The organism is Nonomuraea sp. NPDC050227 (genome assembly GCF_044459705.1).
GTDB lineage: Bacteria > Actinomycetota > Actinomycetes > Streptosporangiales > Streptosporangiaceae > Nonomuraea.
This window is the reverse complement of the sequence record NZ_JBITJF010000005.1, coordinates 73,834-99,650: the sequence shown is the minus strand read 5'-3', so window position 1 is coordinate 99,650 and position 25,817 is coordinate 73,834. Positions and strand designations below refer to the sequence as shown.

Genomic DNA, 25,817 nt, shown 5'->3' with positions numbered 1-25,817 from the left:
TCAGGCCCCTTCCAGCTGGCTCGCCGAGGCGTCGCGGCCGCCCAGGCGGCGCAGCAGCAGCGCCAGCGCCAGGCCCACGAGGACGAGGATGACCGCGATCGCGCTGGCCGGGCCCATCAGGTTGGCCTGGAACCCCCGCTTGTACATGTCCAGGGCGAGCACCCGGGTGGCGTCGCCGGGCCCGCCCGCGGTCAGCACGAAGATCAGGTCGAAGAACGTCAGCGACCCGACCACCATCAGCGTCGAGGACGTGATGATCGTGTACTTGAGCTGCGGCAGCGTGATGCTGAAGAACGTGCGCACCCGGCCCGCGCCGTCGAGCTGGGCGGCCTCGTACATCGAGCGCGGGATCTGCCGCACGCCGCCCTGGTAGATCAGCGAGTGGAACGGGATGAACTGCCACGACACCACGAAGATCACCACGCTGAAGGCGAGGACGGGCTCGCCCAGCCAGTCCTGGGCCAGCAGGTCGAGGCCGAGCCCGGCGCCGAGCCCGAAGTTCGGGTCGAGCAGCGCCTTGTAGGTGATGGCGATGGCGGCCGAGCTGAGCAGCAGCGGGATGAAGTAGAACACCGACAGCACGGCCCGGTAGCGCTGCCGACCGGCCAGGAACACCCCGAGCAGGATGCTGGCCGGCGTCTGCACCGCCCAGGACGCGGCCATCACCAGGAACGTCACCCATAGTGCGTGCGGCAGCCCGGGGTCGGCGAGCACGGCCTGCCAGCTCGACAGGCCGGCGAAGCCGATGTCGCCCAGCCCGTCCCAGGAGGTGAAGCTGAGGACGAGGACCCCGATCAGCGGGATCACGCCGAAGGCGACGAAGAGCAGCAACGCCGGGACGGCCAGCCAGGCGAGGGCGCCGCGGCCCCCTCGCCCGGCCGCCGCCGGCGCCCGCCGCCCGGCGGGGATCGGGATCACGCTCACTTGCCGATGACCGCGTTCATGTTCGTCTGGAACTGCTGCGGCGAGATGGACAGCTGGAACAGCTTGGCGATGTTGTCCAGCAGCACCTCGGCGGCGGTCGGGCTGAGCGCCTGGTCCCACGACTGGGCGAAGGTCTTGGCGTTGCTGGCGATGCCGTAGACGAACTTCAGGAACTCGGCGTCGGGGGAGGAGGCGAAGGCCGCGTCGGCGCCCTTGACGATCGGCACGGCCCCCGTGTCCGCCCACTCCTTGACCTCGGTCTGGTCGAGCACGCCGCTGGTGAAGAACTTCTTGGCGATCTCCTTCTGCTCGGGGGTGGCCTTGGCGGAGATCGACAGGTACTGGCCGGGGTTGCCGACGGTGTTGCTCGGGTCGCCCTTGCCGCCGTCCACGGGCGGGAAGTTCATGTAGCCGAGGTGGCCGCCGGGGACGAAGTCGCCGCCGTCGTTCTTCATGCCGCCGTACGTCCAGCCGCCGTGCAGCATCATCGCGGCCTTGCCGGTGTAGAGCAGCGCCTGGTCGGCGTTGGAGTCGGCGGTGATGGAGGAGAAGCCCTTGATGAAGCCGTTCGCCTTGATCAGGTCCTGCATCTTGGTCAGGGCGTCGAGGGCGGCGGGGTGGGACCAGGCGTCCTTCTGGCCCTCGAACACCGCCTGGAACACCTCGGGGCCGCCGATCCGGTCGAACAGGAACTCCAGCCACATCATGTTGGTCCAGCGCGACTGGCCGCCGAGCGAGAACGGCGCGATGCCCTTGGCGTTGATCTTGGGCACGATGTCCATGATCTCGCCCCAGGTCGTCGGCGGCTGCACGCCGACCTTCTCCAGCACCTCCTTGTTGTAGTACAGGACGATCGGCTGCACGGTCTCGCACGGCATCGCGTAGATCTTGCCGTCCACGGTGGCCGCGCCGAAGGAGGAGGGGAACAGCCGGTCCTTGACGGCGGCGTTCTCGGAGAACCAGGACGTGAGGTCTTCCACCTGGCCGGCCTGCACGTAGCTGCGCAGCGTGCCGCCGCCCCAGCCCCAGATCAGCGTGGGGGCCTGGCCGGCGCCGATGGCCGTCTTGATCTTGGTCTTGTAGGCGTCGTTCTGGAACGCCGTGCCCTCGATCTGGGTGTTGGGGTTGGCCTTGTTGAAGCGCTCGATCGCCCGGCGGCGCACGCCTTCCTGCGGCTCGACCGACAGGTACCAGTAGGTGGCCTTGGCGCCGCCGCCGCCACCGCCGGTCGGTCCGCCGCCACCGGCGCGGGTGGGGCCCGACGTGCCGCAGGCGGCGAGCGCGGCTCCCAGGGGCAGCCCCATCGAGAGGCTGAGGAAGGTGCGGCGAGAGGTTGTCCTGGTCTCCACGCTGATCTCCGTACTCGAATGCCGTGGCCTGGCCGCGGCTCGGTTGTCCTTGGGACGCGTTGGCCGGCGGTCGGATCGGCAACCCCCCAATGCCGCTCGTTCGCTCGCCGTTGAGTGAACTAGTCGAAACATTTGCGACATGACCGCGCGGCACGTCAATCTAGATTTCGACCATTTCCCTGTCAAGACCTCTGTCGCGGAAACGGAGCTGGGCGGCGGCCGGGCCGGTGTAGTAATCTCGCGCGGGCATCTAGCTGGCTATTCTGCCCCAGTTGCGGCATTGTGCAGGTGGCGGGCCCAGCTCCGAAATGTTTCGAAACTTTGCGGCAGAACTCTTGAAGGAGTGCAGTTCATGACGGCTCTAGATCGGACCCCGGCAGATCGGGTCCTCGGTCCGTGGCTGGACCCGGCGCTTCCCGTGGCCGAGCGCGTCGAGGCCCTCCTTCAGGAGTTGACGCTGGAGGAGAAGGTCGCCCAGCTCGGCAGCCGGTGGGTGGGCAACGACATGGCGCACGAGGAGGCGGCCCCCGCCCCCGACCCGGACGGCACGGGCACCCACAACGTGGCCCCCATGCAGGACGTTTTCGCCGCCTCCGGCACCGTGCCCCTGGGCGAGGCCGCCCGGCACGGGCTCGGCCACCTGACCCGCGTGTTCGGCAGCGTCCCGGTGACGGTGGCCGAGGGCGCCGCCGAGGTGGTGCGGCTGCAACGCGAGGTCGTCGGGCTGTCCAGGCTAGGCATCCCCGCCCTCGTGCACGAGGAATGCCTGACCGGTTTCACCACCTACGGCGCCACCGTCTACCCGGCGGCCATCGCCTGGGCCGCCACCTTCGACCCCGGCCTGGTCGAGCGCATGGCCACGGCCATCGGCCGGGACATGCGTGCCGTGGGCGCCCACCAGGGCCTGTCCCCGGTGCTCGACGTGGTCCGCGACTACCGGTGGGGCCGGGTCGAGGAGACGATGGGCGAGGACCCGTACCTCGTCTCGATGCTCGGCGCGGCGTACGTGCGCGGCCTGGAGAGCGCCGGCGTGATCGCCACGCTCAAGCACTTCGCCGGGTACTCGGCCTCGCGGGCCGCCCGCAACCACGGCCCGGTCCCGATGGGCCGCCGCGAGCTGATGGACATGATCCTGCCGCCGTTCGAGGCGGCGATCACCCTGGGCGGCGCCCGTTCGGTGATGAACTCCTACTCCGACGTCGACGGCGTGCCCGCCGCCGTCGACTCCTGGCTGCTGACCGAGCTGCTGCGCGAGGAGTGGGGGTTCACCGGCACCGTCGTGTCCGACTACTGGGCGGTCCCGTTCCTGGCGACCATGCACCAGGTGGCCGCCGACCCGGCGGACGCGGGCGCGCAGGCGCTGGCCGCCGGCGTGGACGTCGAGCTGCCCGACACCCTCGGCTTCGGCGCCCACCTGGTCGAGCGGGTGCGCCGGGGCGAGCTGCCCGAGTCGCTGATCGACCGCGCCGCGCGCCGGCTGCTCACCCAGAAGGTGCAGCTCGGCCTGCTCGACCCCGGCTGGACGCCGGAGGGCTCGGTCGCCGGCGCGCCGGACGTCGAGCTGGACTCGCCCGCCAACCGCGCCCTCGCCCGCGAGCTCGCCGAACGCTCGATCGTGCTGCTCGACCCCGGGACGGCGCTGCCGCTGCGCGCGGGCCTCGGCCGGATCGCCGTCGTCGGCCCGTGCGCCGACGACCCGCGCACGTTCATGGGCTGCTACGCCTTCCCCAACCACGTGCTGCCCCGCTACCCCGGGCTCGGGCTCGGCGTCGAGGCCCCGACCGTGCTGGGCGCGCTGCGCGCCGAGCTGCCCGGCGCCGAGATCGTGCACGAGCCGGGCTGCGCGGTCCAGGGCGGCGACCGGTCCGGGTTCGCCGCGGCGGCCGCCGCCGCCCGCGCGGCCGACCTGTGCGTCGCGGTCGTGGGCGACCTGGCCGGGCTGTTCGGCCAGGGCACGTCGGGCGAGGGCTGCGACGCCGAGGACCTGCGGCTGCCCGGCCTCCAGGCCGACCTGCTGGCCGAGCTGTTCGCGACGGGCACGCCGGTCGTCGTGGTGGTCGTCTCCGGCCGCCCGTACGCGCTGGGCGAGGCGCACGCCGGAGCCGCCGGGCTGGTCCAGGCGTTCATGCCGGGAGAGGAGGGCGGCGGGGCGATCGCCGGTATACTGAGCGGTCGTGTCCAGCCTGGAGGCAAGCTTCCCGTGCAGATACCCCGCCATCCTGGCGGGCAGCCGGGCACCTACCTGCAGCCCCCGCTCGGAGCCGACAGCAAGGGCATCAGCAACCTCGATCCCACCCCGCTGTTCCCCTTCGGGCACGGCCGCTCCTACACCTCCTTCGAGGTCGGCGACCTGCGGATCAGCGCGGCCGAGGTCCCGACCGACGGCGAGTTCACCGTCTCGGTCCGCGTCGCCAACACCGGCGGCCGGGCGGGCGACGAGGTCGTGCAGCTCTACCTGCACGACGTCCTCGCCCAGGTCACCAGGCCGGTGAAGCAGCTCACCGGCTTCGCCAGGGTGCGCCTCGAACCGGGCGAGAGCAGGCGGGTCTCCTTCCTCGTCCACACCGACAGGACCGCCTTCACCGGGCGCGACCTGCGGCGCGTCGTGGAGCCGGGAGACGTCGAGGTGCTCGTCGGCACGTCCGCCGCCGACCTGCCGTGCCGCGGCGTGGTCCGGCTGACCGGGCCGGCGCGGCCCGCCGGCGCGGGCAGGCGGCTGGTCACACCCGTGGAGATCCGAGGAGGAACAGATGCCGGCTCCTAGGCGCGCCACGCTGGCCACCGTCGCGGCCTCGGCCGGCGTGTCCGTCGCCACCGTCTCCAAGGTGCTCAACGGCCGCAGCGACGTGGCCCCGGCGACCCGTTCGCTGGTGCAGTCGCTGCTCCAGCAGCACGACTACGTGCCCGCCACGCCGCGCCGCGGCGAGGCGGGCGGCCCCGCCACGGTCGAGGTGCAGTTCGACGACGACCTCAACGCCTACTCCACCGAGATCATCCACGGCGCGATCGAGGCCGGCGACGAGCTGGAGACGTCGGTCGTCGTCAGCATCAGGAAGAGCCACCAGCGCACCGGCGGCTGGGCGCGCGACCTGGTCGCCGCCGGGCGGCGGGCGCTCATCGTGGTGACCAGCGAGCTGACCGGCGCGCAGCTCGGGGCGCTGACGCGGGCCCGGCTGCCGCTGGTCGTGATCGACCCGCTCAACCTGCCGACCACGAGCGTGACCAGCGTCGGCTCGACGAACTTCGCCGGCGGCCTGACCGCCACCCAGCACCTGCTGTCGCTGGGCCACCGCCGCATCGCCTACATCGGCGGCCCGCCGACCTCGGCCTGCAACCAGGCCCGCCTGCACGGCTACCGGGCGGCGCTGGAGGCGGCCGGCGCGCCCGAGCCGCCCGGCTACGTGCGCACCGCCCACTTCCACTACCAGGACGGCCTGGTCAACGGCGCGAGCGTGCTCGACCTGCCGGAGCCCCCGACCGCGATCTTCGCCGGCTGCGACGAGATCGCGCTCGGGGTCATGGAGGCCGCCAGGTCGCGCGGCCTGCGCATCCCGGAGGACCTGAGCATCGTCGGCTTCGACGACACCCAGATCGCCCGGATGGCCTCGCCGCAGCTCACCACCGTGCGCCAGCCGCTGCGCGAGATGGGCCGGGCGGCCCTGCGCACCGCGCTGCGGCTGGCGGCCGGCGAGCGCATCGACTCCCACCACGTCGAGCTGGCGACCGAGCTGGTGGTGCGCGGCTCGACCGCCCCGGCGGCGCCTACGGAAGGCTGAAGGCCAGGAACACCGACCCGTACGGGTTCGGGTACGGCGTGAAGGAGTACCCGGACTGGACGAACAGCATGCCGTGCGACACCACGGCCCCGCCGCCGCCCGAGACGGCCCCGCCGCGCCCGGTCAGGCCGTTGACCCCCTGCACCTCCTGCATGGTGTCGTAGGCCCACACGACCTCGCCGGTGCGCGCCGAGTAGGCCCGCATCTTGCCGTCCATGCTGCCCTCCCAGACCAGGCCGGGCGTGCTGGAGACGGCCGGGGTGTGGCCGAGCCGGCAGACGTTCGGGTACTGGGCCGCGCCGCCGGTGGCGCAGCCGTCGGCCGGGTTGGGCGTCTCCCACAGCAGGTGCCCGGTGGCCGGGTCGAGGGCGAACAGGGTGCCGGGCTGGGCCATGTACGTGGCCACGTACAGGCGCTGCCCGTCGAAGGAGGTGCCCCACTGGACGCCGGACAGGCCGCCGCCGGGCATCGGCTTGGACAGCTGCCGCTGCCAGACGATCTTCCCGGTACGGGCGTCGAGCACGTGGTACACGCCCGCCTTCTGCCCGATGCCGACCAACGGCCGCCCGCCCGCCCGGAACAGGTTGGGCGCGGCCCCGAGGTCGAAATCGAGCGCGGTGCCGTCGGGGAGGTTGGGGCAGTACTCGCGGTCCTCGGGGGTGGGCAGCGAGCACTCCAGCCGCCAGGTGTCCACGTCGGTCATCCGCCGGGTCCAGCGCGGGCGGCCGGTGTCGATGTCCAGCGCCAGCACCGAGTCGTAGTGGCCGGCGCTGCCGGTGTAGTTCTGGCCGGTGCCGACGTAGAGGGTGCGGGTGACCGGGTCGAGGGCGGGGGAGCTCCACACGCCGCCGCCCGAGGGGGCGTAGCGGGGGATGCCGTTGGGCCAGGTGCCGTCCTGGCGGGCCTTCGGGACGGTGTCGAAGCGCCAGACCGGGCGGCCGGTGTCGGCGTCCATGGCGTCGAGGTGGCCGCGGAAGGTGCAGCAGGCGTGCTCCTTGCCGAGGATGTTCTCGCCGCTGGAGACGCCGACGTAGACGCGGTCGCCGAAGACCAGGGGCGAGCTGGTCACGATCGCCGTGACGGTGTCGTCGAGCCGGCGGGCCCAGGCCAGCCGGCCGGTGCGCTGGTCGACGGCGTAGAACCAGCCGCGCACGTCGCCGAAGTACACCTTGCCCCTGGCCACGGCCGGGCCGTCCTGCACCTGGGTGCGGCCGGTGCCGACGGTGGTCAGGTCGAACTCCCAGCGGGCGGCGCCGGTGGCGGCGTCCCTGGCGTACAGCTTGCCTTCGGGGGAGCCGAAGTAGACGGTGTCGCCCACGACGGCGGGCTGGCTGCGCGGCGTGCCGGCCTCCTTGGGATAGGCGAAGGCCCACTTCAGCGCGAGGCCGCCGACCGTGCGCGGGTTGATCGCGCGTTCGGCCGCGTTGTGCCGCCAGCCCAGCGGGCCCTGCTGCCACATGGGCCAGTCGCCGCCGGTCGCCGCCTGCGCGGGCGCGGGGCCCTGCAGCAGCGCGAGGCAGAGGACGGTCAGCAGCCGGATCATGAGGTCGCCTCCTTGTTCCAGAACGCGCACTGGTGCTGCCTGGCGATCTCCCGCGTCACCTGGCTGTCACCGGCCGGGGCCAGGGACATGACGGCGGGGTCGGTGCGGGTGTACCGGGGCCACAGCGGGGTCCCCTCCGCGGTCGGGTCGCCGGCACGGGCGAATCCCGTCCACTGGGCGACGAGCTGGGCGCCGAAGGAGCGCTGGTTGGCGTCCAGGTCCTTGACGTCGGAGTAGAGGAAGGGCGCCTCGCTGATGTGGAAGGCGCCGTTCGGCTTGGTCCGGTCGAGGAAGAACAGCGGCGGCGCGTCGGCGTTGTCCACCTGGAAGGCGTACACCGGGAGGTGCGCGGCCAGCCGTTCGTCGTTGAGCAGCGCCGGGCAGACCGAGTTGCTGTCGGCCACGATCGTCCGGTACGCGATGAACGCCGCCGGCGCGGGGAACCTGGCCAGCGGGTAGCGGGCGAGCACCTCGGGGGCGAGGGGGCCGTACTGCCGGCGGACCAAAGTCTCGTACTCGGCCGGGGTGTTCGCGGCGGGGAGCTGGACCTCGTCGCGGCCCACGCCGTGCATGAGGGCGACCTTGTTGACCTTGCCCCTGGCGAACGCCCGGGACGGCGACATGGTCAGGATGCGGCCGTCCACGATGGGGGCGATCGTCCCGCGGTCGGGGCCGAGCCCGTCGCCGGACTGGTCGAGCAGCGCCTTGACCGGTTTGGCCCGCAGGCACGCGGCCGGGTCGGCGGCCTGCTCGCAGCCCAGCGCGGCGGCGAACCGGCCGCCCTGGGCCTGCGCCTCGGCCTGCGTGGGCAGCTCGGCCTTGCAGTCCTGCGGCTGCCACAAGGTGTTCACGCCGCGCAGCGAGTTGTACTCGCCGCTCTGCACGATCCCCTTCTCGAACAGGCCCTTCGCGGTCGGCGACGCCGTGTGCGCGCAGACGCTCGACCCGCCGGCGCTGGCCCCGAAGATCGTCACGTTGCCGGGGTCGCCGCCGAAGCGGGCGATGTTGCGCCGCACCCAGCGCAGCGCCTCCTGCTGGTCGGACAGGGCGTAGTTGCCGGCGTTCCGGCCGAAGGCCCGGTGGGACAGGAAGCCCAGGACGCCCAGCCGGTAGCCGACGCCGACGTGCACGACGTCGCCGGCCTTCGCCAGGTAGGAGCCGTCGGAGGGGGCGCCGTACCGGAAGCCGCCGCCGTGGAACTCCACCATGACGGGCAGGTTCCGCGCCCCTTCGGGGGCGGCGACGTTGAGCTTGAGGCAGTCCTCGTCCTCGGAGGGGGAGCCGAGCAGCTCCGCCTGCGGGCACGGGCTGCCCCGCCCGGTGCCGGAGAACACGCCGGGCCAGGGCGCGGCCCGGCGCGCGGGCGTCCAGCGCAGGTCGCCGACGGGCGGGGCGGCGTAGGGGATGCCGAGCCAGGAGCGCAGGCCCTCGCCCGCGATCCCGCACACCTGGCCCGAGTCGGTGGTGACGGTCGTGCCGGGCGCGCAGGCGGGCGCGCCGCGCGGGGCCGCCTGCGAGGGCGGCGTCGTCAGGCTGAGCGACGCGATCACGACGAGCGCGCTCAGCCCTGGTCGGAGCTTCAACATGCGCAAGTTCCCTCGATGGATTGACACGGGATCTTGCGCATCGTGTCAAGGCGAGTCAGCCGGATCAATGGCGGCCGTCATACCGGACCGCCATCTCGCCCGTGTGATCACCGCGCACCGCCTCCGGCTAGCGGTCGCTCCACTTGATCTCGTACGGCTTGAGCGTCAGCTCCTTGCCGTCGACCGTCGTGGTGACCTGCTTGTCCGTGGTGTTGACCGCGAGGAGCTGCCGGGGCTGGGCCAGCACCCGCACCCGCGGGTCGGAGGAGGTGACCGGCTCCAGCTCGGCGCCCGCCGGGAACCAGCGGGTGAAGTCGCTCACCAGCTTGCCGGTGGGCATCAGCGCGCCCGTGCGCGGCTCCCACATGCAGGCCCGGCACTCGCCGTCCTTGGCCTGCGGGTTCCAGTACAGGGCCGTGCTCGCGCCGCTCCGGGCGAACTCCATCATCGAGACGGCCTGCACGGCCAGCCGCATGGGCTCGTCCCAGACGGTGCCGTCCTCGGGCACGAAGTACCACTCCGACCACCACACCGGCAGGTCGCCGGTCTTCTCGCGCAGCCACTTGGTGATCGCGCCGAACTTGCCCAGGGCGCCGAACGCGTCCGGCAGCAGCTCGTGGGTCTCGGTGGGGGAGGCGCCGTCCACGACGACGAAGTCGGCGCCCTTCTTGTTCTTGAACCAGTACTCGAAGGCGTCGAGGGCGTGCTGGTTGACCGCTCCCCACGGGCCGCGCAGCTCGGTGTCGCCCTTGCTGTCGCTGTCGAAGCCCAGGTACGGCCCGCCGATCTTGGCGTCCGGACGGACCGCCTTCACCGCGTCGTACACCTTGTTGTACAGCTCGGTGTAGCCCTTGTAGTCCGCGGGCTTCTTGTGGTCCCGCCAGAAGCCCTTGAACTCGTTCCAGACCATGAAGTACTTGACGTCCCGGTAGCGCTCGGCCACGGTCGCCGCCAGTTTGGCGAAGTCGTCGAAGTGCTCCGGGTACGGCGCGTCCTCCAGGTGCTCCTTCCAGGCCGACTCCTCGGTCGGGCCCTCGGGGCCGCCCTTCATCCAGTCGGGGGCGCAGCACAGCGTGATCACGCCGGTGCCGCCGGACTCCCGCATGAAGTTCGTCCGGCTGTCGAGGTCCTCCCAGAAGTACTCGCCCCGCCGCGGCTCGGGGTTGAGCGCCCCGAAGCCCATGATGTGCTGGTTCTGCAGCATCGGCGTCTCGGACAGCGCGCGGGCGACGTCCTGCTCCAGGCGCGGGGTGATGTTGTTGGCGCTGACGCCGGTGTGGGTCAGGCCCCAGCGCGGCCAGTCGGCGTCCACGGGCGGCGGCTTCAGCGCCTCGGCGGTGGCGGCGGGCGAGGACGCCGGCGGCGGCTGGGCGCCAGTGGTCTCCTGGCCGGCGGTGGCGCCGAGGGAGCAGCCGGCCGCGAGCAGCGCCATGGCGGCGAACCCCATGACGCAGGTGGCCAACCGGCCAGAACGCCGCGCCGCCGCCCTCCCGCTTACTGTTGACACCTGAATCCCCACCTGGTCCTCGGCGCTTTTTGCCTAGAGCGTTCCATGCCCCCGCAAACGCGGCAAACCAGTGGGCCGGATTCACAGCCAAGCGTTATCTCGCGGACACGGCGGCGCTTCCGGCGCCCCTGGCGCGCCGGAAGGCCGCCGCGTCCTGTCCCTAGCGGCCCTGCAGGCCCTTGACGTTGTCCCCGAACGTCCAGCCCTTCGAGCCGTCCCAGTTGATCGACCAGGTCATCAGGCCCTTGAGCTGGCCGTTGAAGGCGTTCCAGCCCTGCGAGACCAGCGAGGGGGCCATGTACCCGCCGCCGGCGCCCGGCTGCGCGGGCAGGCCCGGCACCTGCTTGTCATAGGGCACGGTGATCGTCGTGCCCTGGATGGTCAGGCCGTTGTTCAGGCAGGTGGTCTGCACGGTGAAGCCCTGCACGGTGCCGGCGGAGTAGGAGTCGCCGGAGCAGCCGTACATGCTGCCGTTGTAGTACTGCATGTTCAGCCACCACAGGCGGCCGTTGTCGGCGTACTTCTTGATGATCGGCAGGTACGCGCCCCAGATCGACCCGTACGTCACGCTGCCGCCCGTCACGTACGCCGTCTCCGGCGCCATGGTCAGGCCGAACCCGGCCGGCATCTGGGCGAGCACGCCGTCGATGATCCGGATGAGGTTCGACTGCGAGGCGGAGAGCTGGGTGATGCTGCCGCCGCCGGTCAGGCCGGTCTCGATGTCGATGTCGATGCCGTCGAAGTTGTACTTCTTCAGGATCGGCACGACGGTCGCCACGAACCGGTCGGCGACGGCGCTGGAGCCGAGGTCGATGCCGGCCGCCGCGCCGCCGATGGACATGAGGATCGTCGCGCCCGCGGCCTTGGCCTGGCACATCTCGGCCGGGGTGGCGACCTTGACGGTGGCGTCCATGCCGTCCTCCCACAGCACGGTGCCGTCGGAGCGGATGACGGGGAACGCGGCGTTGATCACGTTGTAGCCGTGCGCCTTGATGCGCGGGTCGGTGATCGGGATCCAGCCGAGCGGCGGGTGCACGCCGTTGATCGCGCCGTCCCAGTTCTCCCAGTAGCCCTGGATCACCTTGCCGGCCGGCCGCGGCTTGGTCGGGCAGGTGGTGTCGGTCGGCGTCACCGTGGGGGTCACGGTCGGCGTGACCGTGGGGGTCACCGTGGGGGTCACGGTCGGGGTCACCGTGGGCGTGACGGTCGGCGTCACGGTCGGGGTGACCGTCGGCGTGATCGTGGGGGAGGCGGTGCCGCCGGGGCCGTCGAAGCTGACGTCGTCGGCGTAGTAGGTGCCCTGCCCGTACCAGCCGTGCAGGAAGATGACCGCGCTGCTCTGGCTCGCGGTGGTCGTGAACGACACGGTGAGCTGCGTGTACGCCCCCGCCGACGACGTCCAGGAGGAGGAGCCGCCGGTCACGCCGAGGTAGACGTAGCTGCCGCGCACCCACGCGCTCAGCGTGTACGTCGTGCTCGGCCGCACCGACACCGACTGGGTGCACTGCGCGGTGTCGGACCCGCTGGCCGCCGCGGCCAGCGCCTTGGTGCCGGAGTGGACCGGGGTGGAGACCACCGACCCCAGCCCGCCGGTGCACGACCACGGCGACAGGGATCCGGTCTCGAAGTCCGGATTGGTGAGGAGGTTGGCCGCCTGGGCGGAGGTCTGGACGACGAGGACGCCCAGTGCCGCCAGGACGGAGGCCAGCAGCACGACGAGGAGACGGCGCGTTCGCTTCATGGTGGACAACCCTTTCGTCGCCCGAGCGCGGGCCCGCGACCAGCGGGTTCATCGGATTATGTAAAGAAACTTTAAAGTTGTCCACGGAGCTTGCATACCATTTGGGTCATATCGCGGACGTGCCGTCCGAGCCCCCGCGGACCCGGACGGCACGTCGGGGACGGGCTCAGTTCACGTCGAGGGTGAACGTGCTCGTCGTGTTGCGGATGTTCGTCGCGTTGTCGCTCAGCCGCAGATTGCCGAACGTCGCCGAGCCGACCGCCGGGCCCTGCCCCGGCTCGGGCAGCTCGTTGACCCAGATGCCGAAGCCCGACTTGGCGTCGAAGGCGTCGCCGCTGCGGTGGGCCCCCGAGATCGACACGTTCGTGAACACGGTGTCGGTGACCGGGTTCAGCGGCGTGCTCGGGCTGGAGTAGCCGGTCTGGAACATGATCCCGCTGTAGGTCGGGTCCACGATGTCCACGTCGGTGACCCGGATCGCGGTGAACTTCTTGGACGCGGAGAAGATCCACATCGCCGGGAACGTCTGCTGTCCCCAGAAGTGCCCGCCGGCGCGGACGAGCGAGATGTTCTCGAACTTCGTCTGGCCCGGCCCGAAGTCCCGCATCGGGATGCCGAAGTCCAGCGAGCTGATCGTGATGCCCGAGTAGACCAGGGTGTCGGCGATGTAGGCGTTGCGCACGACGTTGTTCTGGCCGCCGTACACCGCGACGCCCGCGGCCCGCCAGGTCAGCAGCGAGGTGATGTTCTCGAAGACGTTGCCCGACTGGTCGGCGTTGACGTTGTCGATCGCCGCGAACAGCGCGAAGCTGTCGTCGCCGGTGGCCCGGGTCTCGACGTTGGTGATCAGGTTGTTCGTGCTGCCGTTGGTGAAGTTCGCGCCGTCGGCGAAGGTGTTCCTGATGCGCGAGTTCCTGATCGTGACGTGGTCGACGTTCGTGCCCCAGAACATGCAGATCTGGTGCTCGACCCAGATGTCGTCGATCGTGATGTTCGAGACCTTCGACAGGTCGAAGATCTTGCCGGGGCCGTCGATGCGCGAGGTGTAGTTGCCGAAGTGGGCGAACCCGGCGAACGTCGAGCCGTTCGACGACGCCTCGGTGCGCCAGCCGACGTCGGTGCCGTCCTGGCCCGAGGGCGAGACGAACCTGGTGTACCAGGGGCCCGCGCCGACCACCTTGACGGCCTTGCCGTACACCTGGAACTTGCCCGTCGTCTGGTACGTGCCCGCGGGCAGGTAGACGCCGGTCAGGTTGGCGTCCTGGCGCGCCTTGTCCAGCGCGTTCTGCACGTCCTGCTGGGAGAACCCGGCCGGTACGGCGTAGTGCGCGGGGTCGGGGTTGGCGGCCGGCGAGACCTGCTCCAGGCTGACGAAGTCGATGGCGTAGGTCGTGCTGTTGGCCGGGTCCTTCTGCAGCCTGATCCTGCTGCCCTTGGGGACCGTGGCGTTCAGCATGATGTTGGCCTCGTCGTAGATGTGGCGGGCCGGGCCGGCGCCGGGGGAGTTGCCGGGGCTCGCCTCCGCGCCGTACAGCCAGGCGTACTTCGAGGTCAGGTCGATGGCCTTGTGGAAGGCGCCGTTGACGTAGACGTTCAGGGTCGAGCTCGTGCCGCCGCCGCCCGGGGCGTCCGGGATGGAGAAGCGGGTGACCAGGGTGTTGGTGTCGGCCTTGGTGGTCCACTCGACGTAGGAGCCGTTCTGGCTCAGCGTCACCGCGCGGCGGCCCGACGCCTCGCCGGCCACCGTGCCGACGTCCCTGCTCGGGCCGACGACCTGCGCGCCGCCGCCGGTCACGCCGTCCTCGGCCTCGTAGGTGTCGTACGGCATGTTCGCGCCGCGGCCGACGAAGAGCTGCTGGACGCTGGTGTTGTTGGCCTGCTTGACCGGCAGCTCGTTGGCGTCGTTCGCGATGACGGTCTTCACGGTGTACCTGCCGTTGGCGGCCGTCCAGGTGCCCAGGGACACGGGGGCGGTGGTGGCGCCGGCCGCGATCGAGCCGCTGTGGGCGCCGGTCAGAGTCCTGACGACCGTGCCCGCCTCGTTCGCGACGGTCAGCGTGACGCCGTGCGCGCCGGCGGCGGAGGCCACCGTGCCCTGGTTCCTGATCGCGACCGAGAAGGCGACCGCGCTGCCGGCGGCCGGGTTGCCCGGCGTCCAGGAGACCGGCGCGGCGACCAGGTCGGAGGTGTCCACCGGCTTGACGACCAGCGGGGACGGGCCGGTGAGGGAGTTGTTGGACTCGTTCTGCTCGATGACGGTCCCGGCGTCGTCGGCCTTGGCGGTGACGGGGTAGCTGCCGGCGTCCCGGGCGCCGATGTTCGCGGTCACGGTCGCCGAGGCGCCCGCGGCCAGCGCGCCCACGTTCGCGGTGGCGACCTTGCCGGCGCCGATGGAGAAGGCGACGTCGGTCGCGGCCGACGCCGCGTTGCCGGCGTTCCTGACCACGGCCGACAGCGTGACCGCGTCGGTCTCCACCGGTGCCTGCGGCGACCAGGACAGCGAGGTCACGGTCAGGTCGGGGTTCGGCGCGGGCACGCCCATGACCTGCAGCTCGGCCACCTGCCCCGCCGGGGCCCCGGTGTTGGCCGTGAACGAGAGCCGCACGTCGGCCACCCGCGCGCCGACCGGCACCGTGACCGTGTTGCCCGAGCCCGGGTCGAACGTGTAGGCCGCCGAGGAGACCAGGTTCGTGAACCCCGAGGCGCCCTGCTCCCTGCCGAGCACCTGGAACGTCTGGGTGCGGGTGCTCCACACGGCGGCCGGGTCCAGCCTGACCACGACCGAGGAGACGTCGGCGTTCGCGCCGAGCTGCACGGTCAGCGTGTTCGGATAGCTGCCGCCCGCGCCCTCCCAGTACGTCGTCACGCTGTTGTCGTTGGCGTTGGCGGCGACGTAGGTGTGCACGTAGGAGGAGGCGGTGACGGGCTTGCCGGCGGCCAGGTTGGAGCCGCCGCCACCGCTGCCGGTGCGGGTGACGGTGTTGCTCGCCGGGGACTGGTTGCCCGCCGCGTCCCTGGCCTTGACCTGGTAGGAGACCGTCAGCGTGCCGGGCTGGGCATCGGTGTAGGTCAGCACGTTCCCGGCGACGCTGCCGCGCAGCGCGTTGTTGGCGTAGACGTCGTAGCCGGTCACGCCCACGTTGTCGGTGGCGGCGGTCCAGGTCAGCTTGATCTGCCCGGCGACCGGCTCGGTGAAGGCCAGGCCGCCGGGCGCGGACGGGGCCTGGGTGTCGCCCGAGCCGGGGCCGCGCACCTCGAACTCCGAGACCTGGGCGGCGGGCCAGCCGGTGTTGGCGGTGACGGTCACCCGGACGTACCGGACGGTCGCCGCGGTGAAGGTGATCGTCGCCGCCGGGGCGAACGTGCGCACGGCCGAGGCCGAGAGCGTCGTGAGCGGCGAGCCTTCGGTGCCGCCCTGCACCGTCAGCGTCTGCGTCCTGGACTCCCACGCGGAGGGCAGCTTCAGGACCACCTCGTTCACGCTGACGGCCGAGCCGAGGTCCACCTGGATCCACTGGGGGAAGGCGTTGTTGGCGCTCTCCCAGTAGGTGGCCTGGTCGCCGTCGGTGGCGTTGCCGCCGCCGTAGACGTCGGTGGTGCTGCTCACCGTGACCGGTTTCCCGGCCGCCAGGTTCGGGCCCGCGGCCGCGGCCGGTGGGGCCGTCCAGCCGATCAGGGCCAGGGCGACGGCCACGGCCGCCGCGAGCGGTCGTAAGAGGGAGGGCTTGCGTCTCATGGGGGGTGTCACCTCTCGTCGGGCTGGGAGGGTTGCCCGCACCTTAAGTTGACTCCTAGAAATCCGCAATGTTTCTACTTCGTTTCGCAAATAATCGACTATGACGTGATTTCGCGGGCGCGGCGAACGAAGCAGGTCGTGACCCCTGCGGAAGCGGCGGAAATCCCGCCCATCGCCCGCAAGGATGGGCGCAAGCTGTTGCAAGTCTTTGCGGGATTGGCCGTATAGTTTGCGCATGACCCGACGACTCGGAGACGTGGCCAAGAAGGTCGGCATGAGCGAGGCGACCGTGAGCCGGGTGCTCAACGGCAAGCCCGGCGTGTCGGAGGCCACCAGGGAGGCCGTGCTCACGGCCCTCGACGTGCTCGGGTACGAGCGCCCCACCCGGCTCCGCGGCGACCGCGCCCGGCTGGTCGGCCTGGTGCTGCCCGAGCTGCAGAACCCGATCTTCCCGGCCTTCGCCGAGGTCGTCGGCGGCGCCCTGGCCCAGCAGGGCTTCACCTCCGTGCTGTGCACCCGCACGGTCGGCGGGGTCAGCGAGGCCGACTACGTCAGCCTCCTGCTCTCCCAGCAGGTCAGCGGCGTCGTCTTCGCCGGCGGCCACTACGCCCAGGCCGACGCCTCCCACGAGCACTACGAGCTGCTCTACGAGCGCAAACTGCCGACCGTCCTGGTCAACGCCGCCGTCGAGCACCTGGGGTTCCCGCAGGTGTCGGCCGACGACGTGGTGGCCGCCGAGATCGCGCTCGGCCACCTGCGCAGCCTCGGTCACGAGCGGGTGGGCCTGGTGCTCGGGCCGCGCGACCACGTGCCGTCCCGGCGCAAGCTCGCCGCCGTGGCGGGGCAGGTCGATCCCGCGCTGGTCGAGCACAGCATGTACTCGCTGGAGGGCGGCCACGCGGCGGCGGCCAGGCTGGTCGCCCGGGGCGTGACCGGCATCGTGTGCGCCAGTGACATGCTCGCGCTCGGCGCGGTGCGGGCCGTGCGCCGGGCCGGCCTGTCGGTGCCGGCGGACGTCTCGGTCGTCGGGTTCGACGACTCGGCCCTGATGAACTGCACCGACCCGCCGCTGACCACCGTGCGGCAGCCGATCGACGCCATGGGCCGGGCCGCCGTCGACCTGCTCATCGCGCAGATCGACAAGCACGTGGTGCCCGCCGACGAGCTGCTCTTCGACCCGGAGCTGGTGGTCAGGGCCTCGACGGGACGGGTTCGCGGCTCGTCCTGAGAACGTCTTCCGGTGACCTAGTCGTTATCTTGCAACCCCATGTCGAAACATTGCGGACATCTGAGGGATCTGCCATTGTGAGCGCACAGCGGGGCGCCTCACCGTCCCCCGGCTTCGTCAAGCTTCGGAAGGGTCAGATCGATGAAGAGATCGGACTATCGCAGGACTGTGGGGCTGCTCGTGGCGGCAGGCCTGAGCATGAGCGCCGTGGCCTGCGGCAGTGGCGACGACACCAAGCCCGAGGCGCAGGGCAGCGCCTCCGGCGCCGCGCAGGTGAGCATCACCGTCGCCTGCCAGCCCGCGAAGTCCGCCCCCAAGGAGCGGCAGGCCTGGGACGACGACGTGGCCGCCTTCATGAAGGCCAACCCCGGCGTGACGGTCAAGAGCACCGACCAGCAGCCCTGCTTCGACCCCAAGACCTTCGGCCCGAAGCTGGCCGGCGGCCAGATGGAGACCGTGTTCGTGGTGCCGGTCACCAACTACGGCGACGTGATCGCCAAGGGACAGGGCCTGGACATCACGCCGTACACCGGTGAGATCAAGAACTGGAACGACCTGCGCCAGGACGTCCGCGACCTGGTCACCAAGGACGGCAAGGTCTACGGCGTCCCCAACGTCCACTACAGCGTCGGCCTGGTCTACAACCGGGCGCTGTTCACCAAGGCCGGGCTCGACCCCAACAGCCCGCCCAAGACCTGGGCCGAGGTCCGCGAGGCGGCCAAGAAGATCGCCGCGCTCGGCGGCGGCGTCATCGGCTACGGCGAGTACTCCGGCGGCAACACCGGCGGCTGGCACTTCAACCAGGCCCTGTACGGCCGCGGCGGCGACATGGTCTCGGCCGACGGCAAGACCGCCGCGTTCAACTCGCCCGAGGGCAAGGCCGTGCTGCAGTTCCTCAAGGACCTGCGCTGGGTGGACAAGAGCACCGGCGCCAAGCTGTTCAACGCCTGGGAGCCCCTCATGCAGGCCATGGGCTCGGGCAAGGTCGGCATGATGCTCGGCGCCCCCGACGTCGTCACCGACGTGGTCAACAAGTTCAAGGGCGCCGCCACCGACTACGGCATCACCGGCTTCCCCGAGGCCAAGGCGTCGCTGAGCGGCGGCGAGGCGTTCTTCGTCAACCCCAAGGCCACGCCCGAGCAGGCCAAGGCCGGCCTGGCCTGGGTGAACTTCCGCTTCAACACCGTCGACAAGGGCCGCTTCGACTTCGCCCGCGGCAAGTCGCTCGGCAACCCGGTCGGCGTGCCCGACAACGACGTCTACGGCGCCTCGCCCACCGGCAAGGCCATCCAGGACGCCCGCAAGGCCAACGCCACCCTGCCGGTGGAGAACTACCAGCCGTACGTGGACGCCTCGGCCACCATCCCGCCCAAGATGGAGCCGCCGCACGCCCAGGAGCTCTACGCCATCCTCGACGTCGCCATGTCGGCCGTGCTGAGCCGCGAGGACGCCAATGTCGACCAGCTCCTCGCGGACGCCGAGACCAAGGCGAACGCCATGCTCGGCAAGGGCTGAGCGGAACGTGAGACCGGGGCGCCGCACCCGCCGGCGCCCCGGTACGTCGAGTCGGTGATCGGAGACACCCCATGAGCATTGCGACCGCCGGAGCCGCGCGACGGCCGAGGCCGCCCTCGCCGTTGCGCCGGGCGTTGCGAAGGAACCTGACGGCCTACGGGTTCATGGTCGGGGCGCTGTTCTGCTTCGTCCTGTTCTCCTGGTATCCCATCGTCCAGGAGTTCATCCTCAGCTTCCAGAAGACCGACCTGGTCAACGAGCCGGAGTGGGTCGGGCTGGACAACTTCAGGGCCGCCTTCGCCGACCCCGCCTTCGGGCCCGCGTGGCTGAACACGCTCATGTTCACCGTCCTCGCGCTGGTGCTCGGCTACGGGTTGCCGTTCGCGGTGGCGATCCTGCTCAACGAGCTCCGCCACTGCCGGGCCTACCTGCGGTTCGTGGTGTACCTGCCGGTCATGCTGCCCCCGGCCGTCGCGGTGCTGCTCTTCCGCTGGTTCTACGACCCCGACGTCGGCCTGTTCAACCAGATCCTCGGCTTCTTCTCGCTGCCCGGACTCAACTGGATCTACTCGACCGACACCGCGCTGCTCTGCCTGGTGCTCGTCTCGACCTGGATGAACATGGGCTCGGCGACCCTGATCTACCTCGCCGCGCTGCAGAACATCCCGCCCGACCTCTACGAGGCCGCCGAGCTCGACGGCGCCGGCGTCTGGAAGCGGATCCGGCACATCACGATCCCCCAGACCCGGCTGATCCTGCTGCTCATGCTGATGTTGCAGATCGTCGCGACCATGCAGGTCTTCATCGAGCCGTACCTGCTCACCGGCGGCGGCCCGGAGAACGCCACCGCCACCGTCGTCTTCCTGATGTTCCAGCAGGCGTTCACCTACAGCGACTACGGCGCGGGCGGCGCGCTGGGGATGATGCTCATGGTCGTGCTGCTCGCCTTCGCCGCCGTGCAGCTCCGGCTGACCCGCGAGGAGAAGGGCTGACCATGTCGAACGCCACCCTGCGCCGCCCCGCCGCGCCGCCCTCGCCAGGGCGCCGGGCCAGGAGACGGCCGCCCAGGCGCATCGAGGTGCAGTTCCGCACGATCATCTCCCCGCACCAGCTCAACAGCCGGTGGGGACGGCGGGTCTACTGGACGGTCCTGGTCGCGACGGTCGTCACGTTCACGGTCGTGTTCCTCCTGCCGATGTACTGGATGATCACCGGCGCGCTGAAGTCGGCCGAGGAGTTCGCCCAGGTGCCGCCCACGCTCTTCCCGAAGGAGCTGAACTTCGGGAAGTTCCTGGAGTCGTGGGAGCTGTTCGACATCGGCACGCTGCTGAAGAACACCGTCCTGTACGCCGGCGGCGGCTGGCTGATCACCATGTCGGTCGACGTCGCCGCCGCGTACGCGCTGTCGAAGCTGCGCCCGGCGTTCGGCAACGTCATCCTCGGCGCCATGCTGGCCACGCTGATGATCCCGCCGATGGTCGTGCTCATCCCCACCTATCTCGCCATCCACGACGTGCCGGTCCTCGGCTGGGACCTGCTGAACAACCCGTGGGGCCTGTGGCTGCCCGCCGCGGCCAACGGCTTCAACATCTTCCTGCTCAAGAGGTTCTTCGACTCCATCCCCCGCGAGCTGCTCGAAGCCGCCCAGATCGACGGCGGCGGCCCGTTCCGCATCCTGTGGTCGGTGGTGCTGCCGGTCTCCCGCCCGATCCTCGGCGTGACGTCGATCTTCACGATCGTCACCTCGTTCAAGGACTTCATCTGGCCGCTGCTCGTCATGAGCGACAGCGAGAAGATGACGCTCAGCGTGGGCCTGGCCCAGACCGCCGGAGCCGTGTCGCAGGACCAGGTCATGGGCGGCCTGGTGATCGCCAGCATCCCGACCGTCATCGTCTTCTTCATCTTCCAGCGGCACATCATGGCGGGACTCACCGCCGGCAGCCTCAAGGGCTGAGTGCCTCCACCTATGGCAAGGAGTTGTCTTCAGCATGTCCGAAACGTGGTGGCGGGGAGCCGCGATCTATCAGGTCTACCTGCGCAGCTTCGCCGACGGCAACGGTGACGGCGTGGGCGACCTGGCGGGGCTGCGGGCACGTTTGCCGTACCTGTCGGCGCTCGGGGTGAACGCGATCTGGCTCAACCCCTGGTATCCGTCGCCGCTGGCCGACGGCGGGTACGACGTGGCCGACTACCGGGACATCGACCCCGTGTTCGGCACCCTGGCCGAGGCGGAGGAGCTCATCGCCGAGGCGCACGCCCTGAACATCCGGATCATCATCGACGTGGTGCCGAACCACAGCTCGACCGCGAGCGCGTGGTTCCGGGAGGCGCTGCGCGACCCGTCCGTGCGCGACCGGTTCTGGTTCCGGGACGAGCCCGGCGAATGGCAGTCGATCTTCGGCGGCCCCGCCTGGACCCAGGTGCCCGACGGCCAGTGGTACCTGCACCTGTTCGACCCCGGCCAGCCCGACCTCAACTGGACCAACCCGGACGTCCACCGCGAGTTCCACGACGTGCTGCGCTTCTGGTACGACCGCGGCGTGGACGGCATCCGCATCGACTCGGCCGCCCTGCTCGCCAAGCCCGACGGCCTGACCGGCTCGTACGAGGACCTGGACGAGGTCCACGACGTCTACCGGAGCTGGCGCCTGATCAACGACGAGTACGACGGCCGCGTCCTGGTCGGCGAGGTCTGGCTGCCCGACCAGGAGCGCCTGGCCCGCTACCTGCGCTCCGACGAGCTGCACACCGTCTTCAACTTCCCGTTCCTGGCCTGCCCCTGGGAGCCCGCCGGGCTGCGCCAGGTGATCGAGCAGACCCTCGCCACCCACGCCCCGCTCGGCGCCCCGCCCACCTGGGTGCTGTCCAACCACGACGTCGCCCGCGTCGTCACCCGGTACGGCCGCGCCGACACCTCCTGGGACCACGGCGACCGCAGGGACGGCGCCCCCTCCGACCTGGAGCTCGGCTACCGCCGGGCGCGCGCGGCGGCGCTGCTGGCCATGGCGCTGCCCGGCGGCATCTACATCTACCAGGGCGAGGAGCTGGGCCTGCCGGAGGTGGACGACATCCCCGACGAGCTGCGCCAGGACCCGATGTGGCGGCGCTCGAACCACACGGTGAAGGGCCGCGACGGGTGCCGGGTGCCGCTGCCGTGGTCGGGCGACGAGCCGCCGTTCGGCTTCGGCACGGCCACGCCGTGGCTGCCGCAGCCGGACGCCTGGAACAAGCTCACCGTCGAGGCCCAGACCGCCGACCTGGGCTCGATGCTCAACCTCTACCGGGACGGGCTGCGCATCCGTGCCGAGCGGCTCGGCGACGGCACGCTCACCTGGCTCGACCTCGGGCCCGACGTGCTCGCCTTCACCCGGGACTCCGGTCTGACCTGCGTGGTCAACCTGGGCGCCGACCCGGTGCCGCTGCCCGCCCACGGCACGCTCCTGCTGGCCAGCGGCGCCCTGGACGGCGACCGCCTGCCCACCGACACGGCGGCCTGGCTGGCCTGACACCGCCCCGGCCCGTCCGGGGGCCCATGCCCGGTCTGTCGGCGGGCGCAAGGCTTCCGGCGGGTCAGCCCTGGAGGCGGAGGTCGGCGAAGAGGGCGCGGTGGTCGGAGCCGGGCAGGTCGAGGACGCGCACGTCCACCGCCCGCGCCCGTCCGTCCGTGAGCACGTGGTCGATCGCCACCAGCGGCGGGATCCGGCGCATCGGCCACGTGGGGACCAGCCCCTTGCCGGTGGCCGCCGCCGCGTCGGTGTAGCCGGTGCCCAGCAGCCGCCGGAACACGGCGTGGTCCAGCGTGGCGTTGAAGTCCCCGGCCAGGATCCGGGGCGCGCCCGTGGACGGCGCGGGCGGCAGCGTCCCGACCCCCGCCGCCCACTCCGGCACCGTCGAGGGCACCGGCGCCACCGGATGCACGACCACCACCTCCACCGCGCCGCCGGGCAGCGCCGCCTCCACGACCGGCATGTGGTGCCCGACCGGCTGGAACACGCCCGTGCGCTCGCGCAGCGGGTGGCGCGCGTACACGCCGCTGCCGACCGGCCCCCACGTCTCCGGCTTGGTGACCTGGTACGGCAGCAGCGTCTCCAGCCCGGCCGCCGCCAGCCGGTCGCGTTCCGCCCAGGTCAGCTCCTGGAGGCTGAGCACGTCCACGTTCAGCGTGCGGACCAGGTCGACGATCGTGCGGGCGTCGCCGCGGCCGCCGTTGAGGTTGGCGGTCAGCACGCGCAACGGGCGGCCGGTCGCGGCGTCCGTACCGCCGGGCAGGGCGCGCGGGAGCACCAGCCAGGCCAGGCACACGCACACCGCCAGCATGACCGCGACCGCCGCCCGGCTGCGGGCCAGCGCCGCCGCGCCCAGCATCAGCAGCGCCGCCACCCCGAAGTACGGCGTGAAGGACACCAGCGGGACCAGCAGGACGCCCGACTCCAGGCCGCCGAGCCGGACCGCCGTCCCCGCCGCGAACAGCACCGCGACCGCCGTCGCCAGCCGCCGTCGCCAGACCCGGCGCGGACGCGTCCGCACGGGCTCCTTCACCACTTCGTCCGTGAGCACAGCCGAACCATAGGCCGCGATTCTTAAACCTGGATGAGCGTCAGGCGGGACCGAGGCTCCACGCGCTCAGCAGGGCGTCGCCGCCGGTGCCCACGACCACGGGACGGCCCTCCAGCTCGGCCAGCGCCAGGGCCCGCACCTCGGCGCCCGGCCCCGGGCCCAGCTCCCCGACGACCTTGCCGTCGGTCAGGCTCCAGACGCGGACGACGGTCTCGCCGCCGCCCGGCGCGTGCGCGACGACCGCGACGGGCCTGCCGCCGAGCGCGCCCACGACCAGCGCGGACGCCCCCCGGTCGTCGGGGCTGCGGCGGCTGAAGTTCCACTTCTTCCTGCGCCTGCCGGTCGCCAGGTCGTAGACGCGCAGGGTGGCGTCGAGGTGGGTGGAGACCAGGACGGGACGGCCGTCCAGCTCGCCGCAGGCGAGCAGCTCGATGCCGCCGATCTCGCCGGTCTTGTAGGTATGTGTCACCTTTCCGTCTGACAGGCGGCGCACCCGGACGCGGTTGGCGCCGTCGCCGGTGACCAGCACCTCGTCGTCGCCGAGGCGGCCGAACGCCAGGCCGTTGACGCCCTGGAAGTGGTCGGTGACGGCGGGGCCGATCTGGCGGCCGGTGGCGAGGTCCCACAGGCGGACGACGCTGTGCAGGTCCTTCAGGCTGTCGTACTTCTGGGTGACGGCGACCGCGCGTCCGGCGGTGGTGACGGCGATGACCGGGTCGGCCGCCTTCTTCGCGTTGAGGGCGCCGCCCGCCGGGTTCCACAGCCGCATCGCGCCGTCGCCGTGTCCGGACGCGGCCTTGCCGTCGGCGCAGGACACGGCGGTCGCGGCGGCGCCGCCGTCGCCCAGCCTGCGCACGGGCGCGGACGCCGGGCCGAGGTCCCAGACGAGCACCGCGCCCTTGGACGTGCCGCAGACGACGGTGGCGCCGGCGGCGGCCAGGACGGCCGGCGTCCCGCTGCCCGCCGGCAGCGCCACGGGCTCCCTGACGGGCGCGCCGAACGGCTCGGCCGCGGGGGACTGAGTGGTGGACGCCGTGGGCGACCCAGTGGGGGACGTGCTGGGCGCTGGGCTCGTCGCCGCTGTCGTGGGCGTGCCCGTCGCCGGGGGGCCGGTCGGGTCGCCGGTGGGGCGGGGGGACGGGTCGTCGGCGAGGCCGTTCGCGGGGCGCAGAAGAAGGAAGGCGGACGCCGCCGCAGCCACCGCGGCCGACGCACCGCCGACCACCACGGCCCGCCGGCTCACCCGCCGATCCGTACCCGGCCTGGTCGCCTCCCCACGAAACGCCGGCCCCGTCGCCCCAGCCAGAGCCGGCGGAACCGTCGCCCCAACTCCGCCCCCGGCGGGCGGAACCGTCGCCCCAGGCCCGCGCGGCGGAACCGTCGCACCGGCTCCGGGTCCGGTCGGATGGGCCGTCGCTCCGGCTCCGGGCGGGGGGATCGGCGCACCGGGTGGGTACGGCGTCGGCGGGCCCGGGGCGGCGGGCGCCGACGCAGGGGGCGAGGTGGTCGGGGCGGGGGAGCCGGGGGCGCTGATGAGGTGGCGGAGGAGGGCGGCGGGGGTGGGGCGGGCGGCGGGGTCCTTGGCGAGGCAGGACCGGATCGGGTCCACCAGGCGGGCCGGCACGTCCGTGAGGTCGGGCGTCCCGCTCATGACCTTGTGCAGGATGGCGGCGACCGTCTCGCCCGCGTACGGCGGATGGCCGGTGGCGGCGAACACCATCGTCCCCGCCCAGCTGAACACGTCGGACGCCGGCCCGACCCGCTCGCCCGCGAACTGCTCGGGCGACATGTACGCCGGCGTCCCCATCGGCGCCGAGGCCTGCGTCGTCGCGCCCAGGGCCTTGGCGATGCCGAAGTCGATGACGATCGGCCCCTCGGGCCCCATCAGCACGTTGCCCGGCTTGAAGTCGCGGTGCACGATCCCGGCCTCGTGGATGGCGGCCAGCGCGGTGAGCGTGGAGATCGCCAGCCGGTCCAGGGCGCCCCCCGTGCGCGGCCCCGACTCCCGGACGAGCCTCTGCAGCGTGTCGCCCGCGACGTACTCGCTCACGATGTACGGCCGCCCGTCGGCCACCCCCACGTCCAGCACGGCGGCCGTGCAGAACGCGGCCACCCGGCGCGCCGCCTCGGCCTCGCGCAGCAGGCCCCGGGTGACGTCGTCGTCCTGGGTCAGGTGGCTGTGCAGCAGCTTGATCGCGACCTCGCGGCCCGCGCCGTCGACGCCCTTGTAGACGACCCCCTGCCCGCCCGAGCCGAGCACGCCGAGCAGCCGGTGGTCGCCGATCCTGTCGGGATCGCCCGGCCGGAGCGGACGGACTTCCGGCATTCCGCTCCTCCCCTCGGGCGCGTACCGGC

Annotated in this window: 16 protein-coding genes; 7 read left to right on the top strand and 9 right to left on the bottom strand. The window is 71.9% G+C overall.

Translation table 11 applies throughout. The features are described 5' to 3' along the window. Together ACIBK9_RS20760 and ACIBK9_RS20755 are read right to left on the bottom strand one after the other, a co-directional pair. Window positions 1–924, bottom strand: coding sequence for a carbohydrate ABC transporter permease (locus tag ACIBK9_RS20760; protein WP_387673041.1), 924 nt, complete (start codon window positions 922–924; stop codon window positions 1–3). Further along, a complete protein-coding gene (locus ACIBK9_RS20755) occupies window positions 921–2,273 on the bottom strand; it encodes an extracellular solute-binding protein (RefSeq protein WP_397160312.1) in 1,353 nt (450 codons plus the stop codon). The genes ACIBK9_RS20760 and ACIBK9_RS20755 overlap by 4 nt, the downstream gene beginning before the upstream one ends. 352 nt (window positions 2,274–2,625) lie before the next feature. Between ACIBK9_RS20755 and ACIBK9_RS20750 the strand changes: the two genes are divergently transcribed. Then, entirely contained in the window at window positions 2,626–5,037 is a 2,412-nt protein-coding gene (locus tag ACIBK9_RS20750) for a glycoside hydrolase family 3 N-terminal domain-containing protein (RefSeq protein WP_397160310.1), read from the top strand. Next, window positions 5,024–6,049 (top strand): substrate-binding domain-containing protein, encoded by a 1,026-nt coding sequence (locus ACIBK9_RS20745; protein WP_364336868.1) that lies wholly within the window; start codon window positions 5,024–5,026, stop codon window positions 6,047–6,049. Before ACIBK9_RS20750 ends, ACIBK9_RS20745 begins: the two co-directional genes overlap by 14 nt. Here ACIBK9_RS20745 and ACIBK9_RS20740 read toward each other — a convergent pair. The 5 genes from ACIBK9_RS20740 to ACIBK9_RS20720 all read right to left on the bottom strand — a co-directional run bounded on the left by ACIBK9_RS20740 (window position 6,036) and on the right by ACIBK9_RS20720 (window position 16,162). Continuing rightward, on the bottom strand, window positions 6,036–7,592 hold the full coding sequence (locus ACIBK9_RS20740; protein WP_397160307.1) for a PQQ-binding-like beta-propeller repeat protein: 1,557 nt from the start codon (window positions 7,590–7,592) through the stop codon (window positions 6,036–6,038). The genes ACIBK9_RS20745 and ACIBK9_RS20740 overlap by 14 nt on opposite strands. Next, window positions 7,589–9,178 (bottom strand): carboxylesterase/lipase family protein, encoded by a 1,590-nt coding sequence (locus tag ACIBK9_RS20735; protein WP_397160305.1) that lies wholly within the window; start codon window positions 9,176–9,178, stop codon window positions 7,589–7,591. The genes ACIBK9_RS20740 and ACIBK9_RS20735 overlap by 4 nt, the downstream gene beginning before the upstream one ends. Before the next feature lie 127 nt (window positions 9,179–9,305). Next, window positions 9,306–10,640 carry a xylan 1,4-beta-xylosidase gene (locus ACIBK9_RS20730; protein ID WP_397160303.1) on the bottom strand — a complete coding sequence of 445 codons (1,335 nt, stop codon included), beginning with the start codon at window positions 10,638–10,640 and terminating at the stop codon, window positions 9,306–9,308. A gap of 205 nt (window positions 10,641–10,845) precedes the next feature. Then, window positions 10,846–12,426, bottom strand: coding sequence for a carbohydrate binding domain-containing protein (locus ACIBK9_RS20725; protein ID WP_397160301.1), 1,581 nt, complete (start codon window positions 12,424–12,426; stop codon window positions 10,846–10,848). Between the two features lie 166 nt (window positions 12,427–12,592). After that, entirely contained in the window at window positions 12,593–16,162 is a 3,570-nt protein-coding gene (locus ACIBK9_RS20720) for a discoidin domain-containing protein (RefSeq protein ID WP_397160299.1), read from the bottom strand. Between the two features lie 235 nt (window positions 16,163–16,397). Between ACIBK9_RS20720 and ACIBK9_RS20715 the strand changes: the two genes are divergently transcribed. The 5 genes from ACIBK9_RS20715 (at window position 16,398) to ACIBK9_RS20695 (ending at window position 22,411) form a co-directional block, all read left to right on the top strand. Then, window positions 16,398–17,390, top strand: a complete 993-nt coding sequence (locus ACIBK9_RS20715) for a LacI family DNA-binding transcriptional regulator (RefSeq protein WP_397160297.1) — start codon at window positions 16,398–16,400, stop codon at window positions 17,388–17,390. Between the two features lie 141 nt (window positions 17,391–17,531). Continuing rightward, window positions 17,532–18,905: an ABC transporter substrate-binding protein gene (locus ACIBK9_RS20710; protein ID WP_397160295.1), complete on the top strand. Its 1,374-nt coding sequence runs from the start codon at window positions 17,532–17,534 to the stop codon at window positions 18,903–18,905. A gap of 71 nt (window positions 18,906–18,976) precedes the next feature. Then, window positions 18,977–19,897: a sugar ABC transporter permease gene (locus tag ACIBK9_RS20705; RefSeq protein WP_352325894.1), complete on the top strand. Its 921-nt coding sequence runs from the start codon at window positions 18,977–18,979 to the stop codon at window positions 19,895–19,897. A 2-nt stretch (window positions 19,898–19,899) separates the two neighbouring features. Further along, the gene (locus ACIBK9_RS20700) at window positions 19,900–20,859 is read left to right on the top strand and encodes a carbohydrate ABC transporter permease (protein ID WP_358292594.1); all 960 of its coding nucleotides are present in this window, start codon (window positions 19,900–19,902) and stop codon (window positions 20,857–20,859) included. Between the two features lie 34 nt (window positions 20,860–20,893). Beyond that, window positions 20,894–22,411 (top strand): glycoside hydrolase family 13 protein, encoded by a 1,518-nt coding sequence (locus ACIBK9_RS20695; RefSeq protein ID WP_397160292.1) that lies wholly within the window; start codon window positions 20,894–20,896, stop codon window positions 22,409–22,411. 64 nt (window positions 22,412–22,475) lie between these two features. Here the strand turns inward: ACIBK9_RS20695 and ACIBK9_RS20690 are convergent, their stop codons facing one another. Then, complete coding sequence (locus ACIBK9_RS20690) at window positions 22,476–23,462, bottom strand: endonuclease/exonuclease/phosphatase family protein (RefSeq protein WP_397160290.1); 987 nt, start codon at window positions 23,460–23,462, stop codon at window positions 22,476–22,478. Window positions 23,463–23,502: 40 nt separating this feature from the next. After that, complete coding sequence (locus ACIBK9_RS20685; protein WP_397160288.1) at window positions 23,503–25,788, bottom strand: protein kinase; 2,286 nt, start codon at window positions 25,786–25,788, stop codon at window positions 23,503–23,505. Window positions 25,789–25,817 lie beyond the last annotated feature (29 nt).

Excerpts from the sequence above, each read along its gene's own strand:
- ACIBK9_RS20750 (WP_397160310.1), top strand. The coding sequence starts at position 2,626 with ATGACGGCTCTAGATCGGACCCCGGCAGATCGGGTCCTCGGTCCGTGG.
- ACIBK9_RS20745 (WP_364336868.1), top strand. The coding sequence starts at position 5,024 with ATGCCGGCTCCTAGGCGCGCCACGCTGGCCACCGTCGCGGCCTCGGCC.
- ACIBK9_RS20740 (WP_397160307.1), bottom strand. The coding sequence starts at position 7,592 with ATGATCCGGCTGCTGACCGTCCTCTGCCTCGCGCTGCTGCAGGGCCCC.
- ACIBK9_RS20735 (WP_397160305.1), bottom strand. The coding sequence starts at position 9,178 with ATGTTGAAGCTCCGACCAGGGCTGAGCGCGCTCGTCGTGATCGCGTCG.
- ACIBK9_RS20725 (WP_397160301.1), bottom strand. The coding sequence starts at position 12,426 with ATGAAGCGAACGCGCCGTCTCCTCGTCGTGCTGCTGGCCTCCGTCCTG.
- ACIBK9_RS20720 (WP_397160299.1), bottom strand. The coding sequence starts at position 16,162 with ATGAGACGCAAGCCCTCCCTCTTACGACCGCTCGCGGCGGCCGTGGCC.
- ACIBK9_RS20715 (WP_397160297.1), top strand. The coding sequence starts at position 16,398 with ATGACCCGACGACTCGGAGACGTGGCCAAGAAGGTCGGCATGAGCGAG.
- ACIBK9_RS20710 (WP_397160295.1), top strand. The coding sequence starts at position 17,532 with ATGAAGAGATCGGACTATCGCAGGACTGTGGGGCTGCTCGTGGCGGCA.
- ACIBK9_RS20705 (WP_352325894.1), top strand. The coding sequence starts at position 18,977 with ATGAGCATTGCGACCGCCGGAGCCGCGCGACGGCCGAGGCCGCCCTCG.
- ACIBK9_RS20700 (WP_358292594.1), top strand. The coding sequence starts at position 19,900 with ATGTCGAACGCCACCCTGCGCCGCCCCGCCGCGCCGCCCTCGCCAGGG.
- ACIBK9_RS20695 (WP_397160292.1), top strand. The coding sequence starts at position 20,894 with ATGTCCGAAACGTGGTGGCGGGGAGCCGCGATCTATCAGGTCTACCTG.
- ACIBK9_RS20685 (WP_397160288.1), bottom strand. The coding sequence starts at position 25,788 with ATGCCGGAAGTCCGTCCGCTCCGGCCGGGCGATCCCGACAGGATCGGC.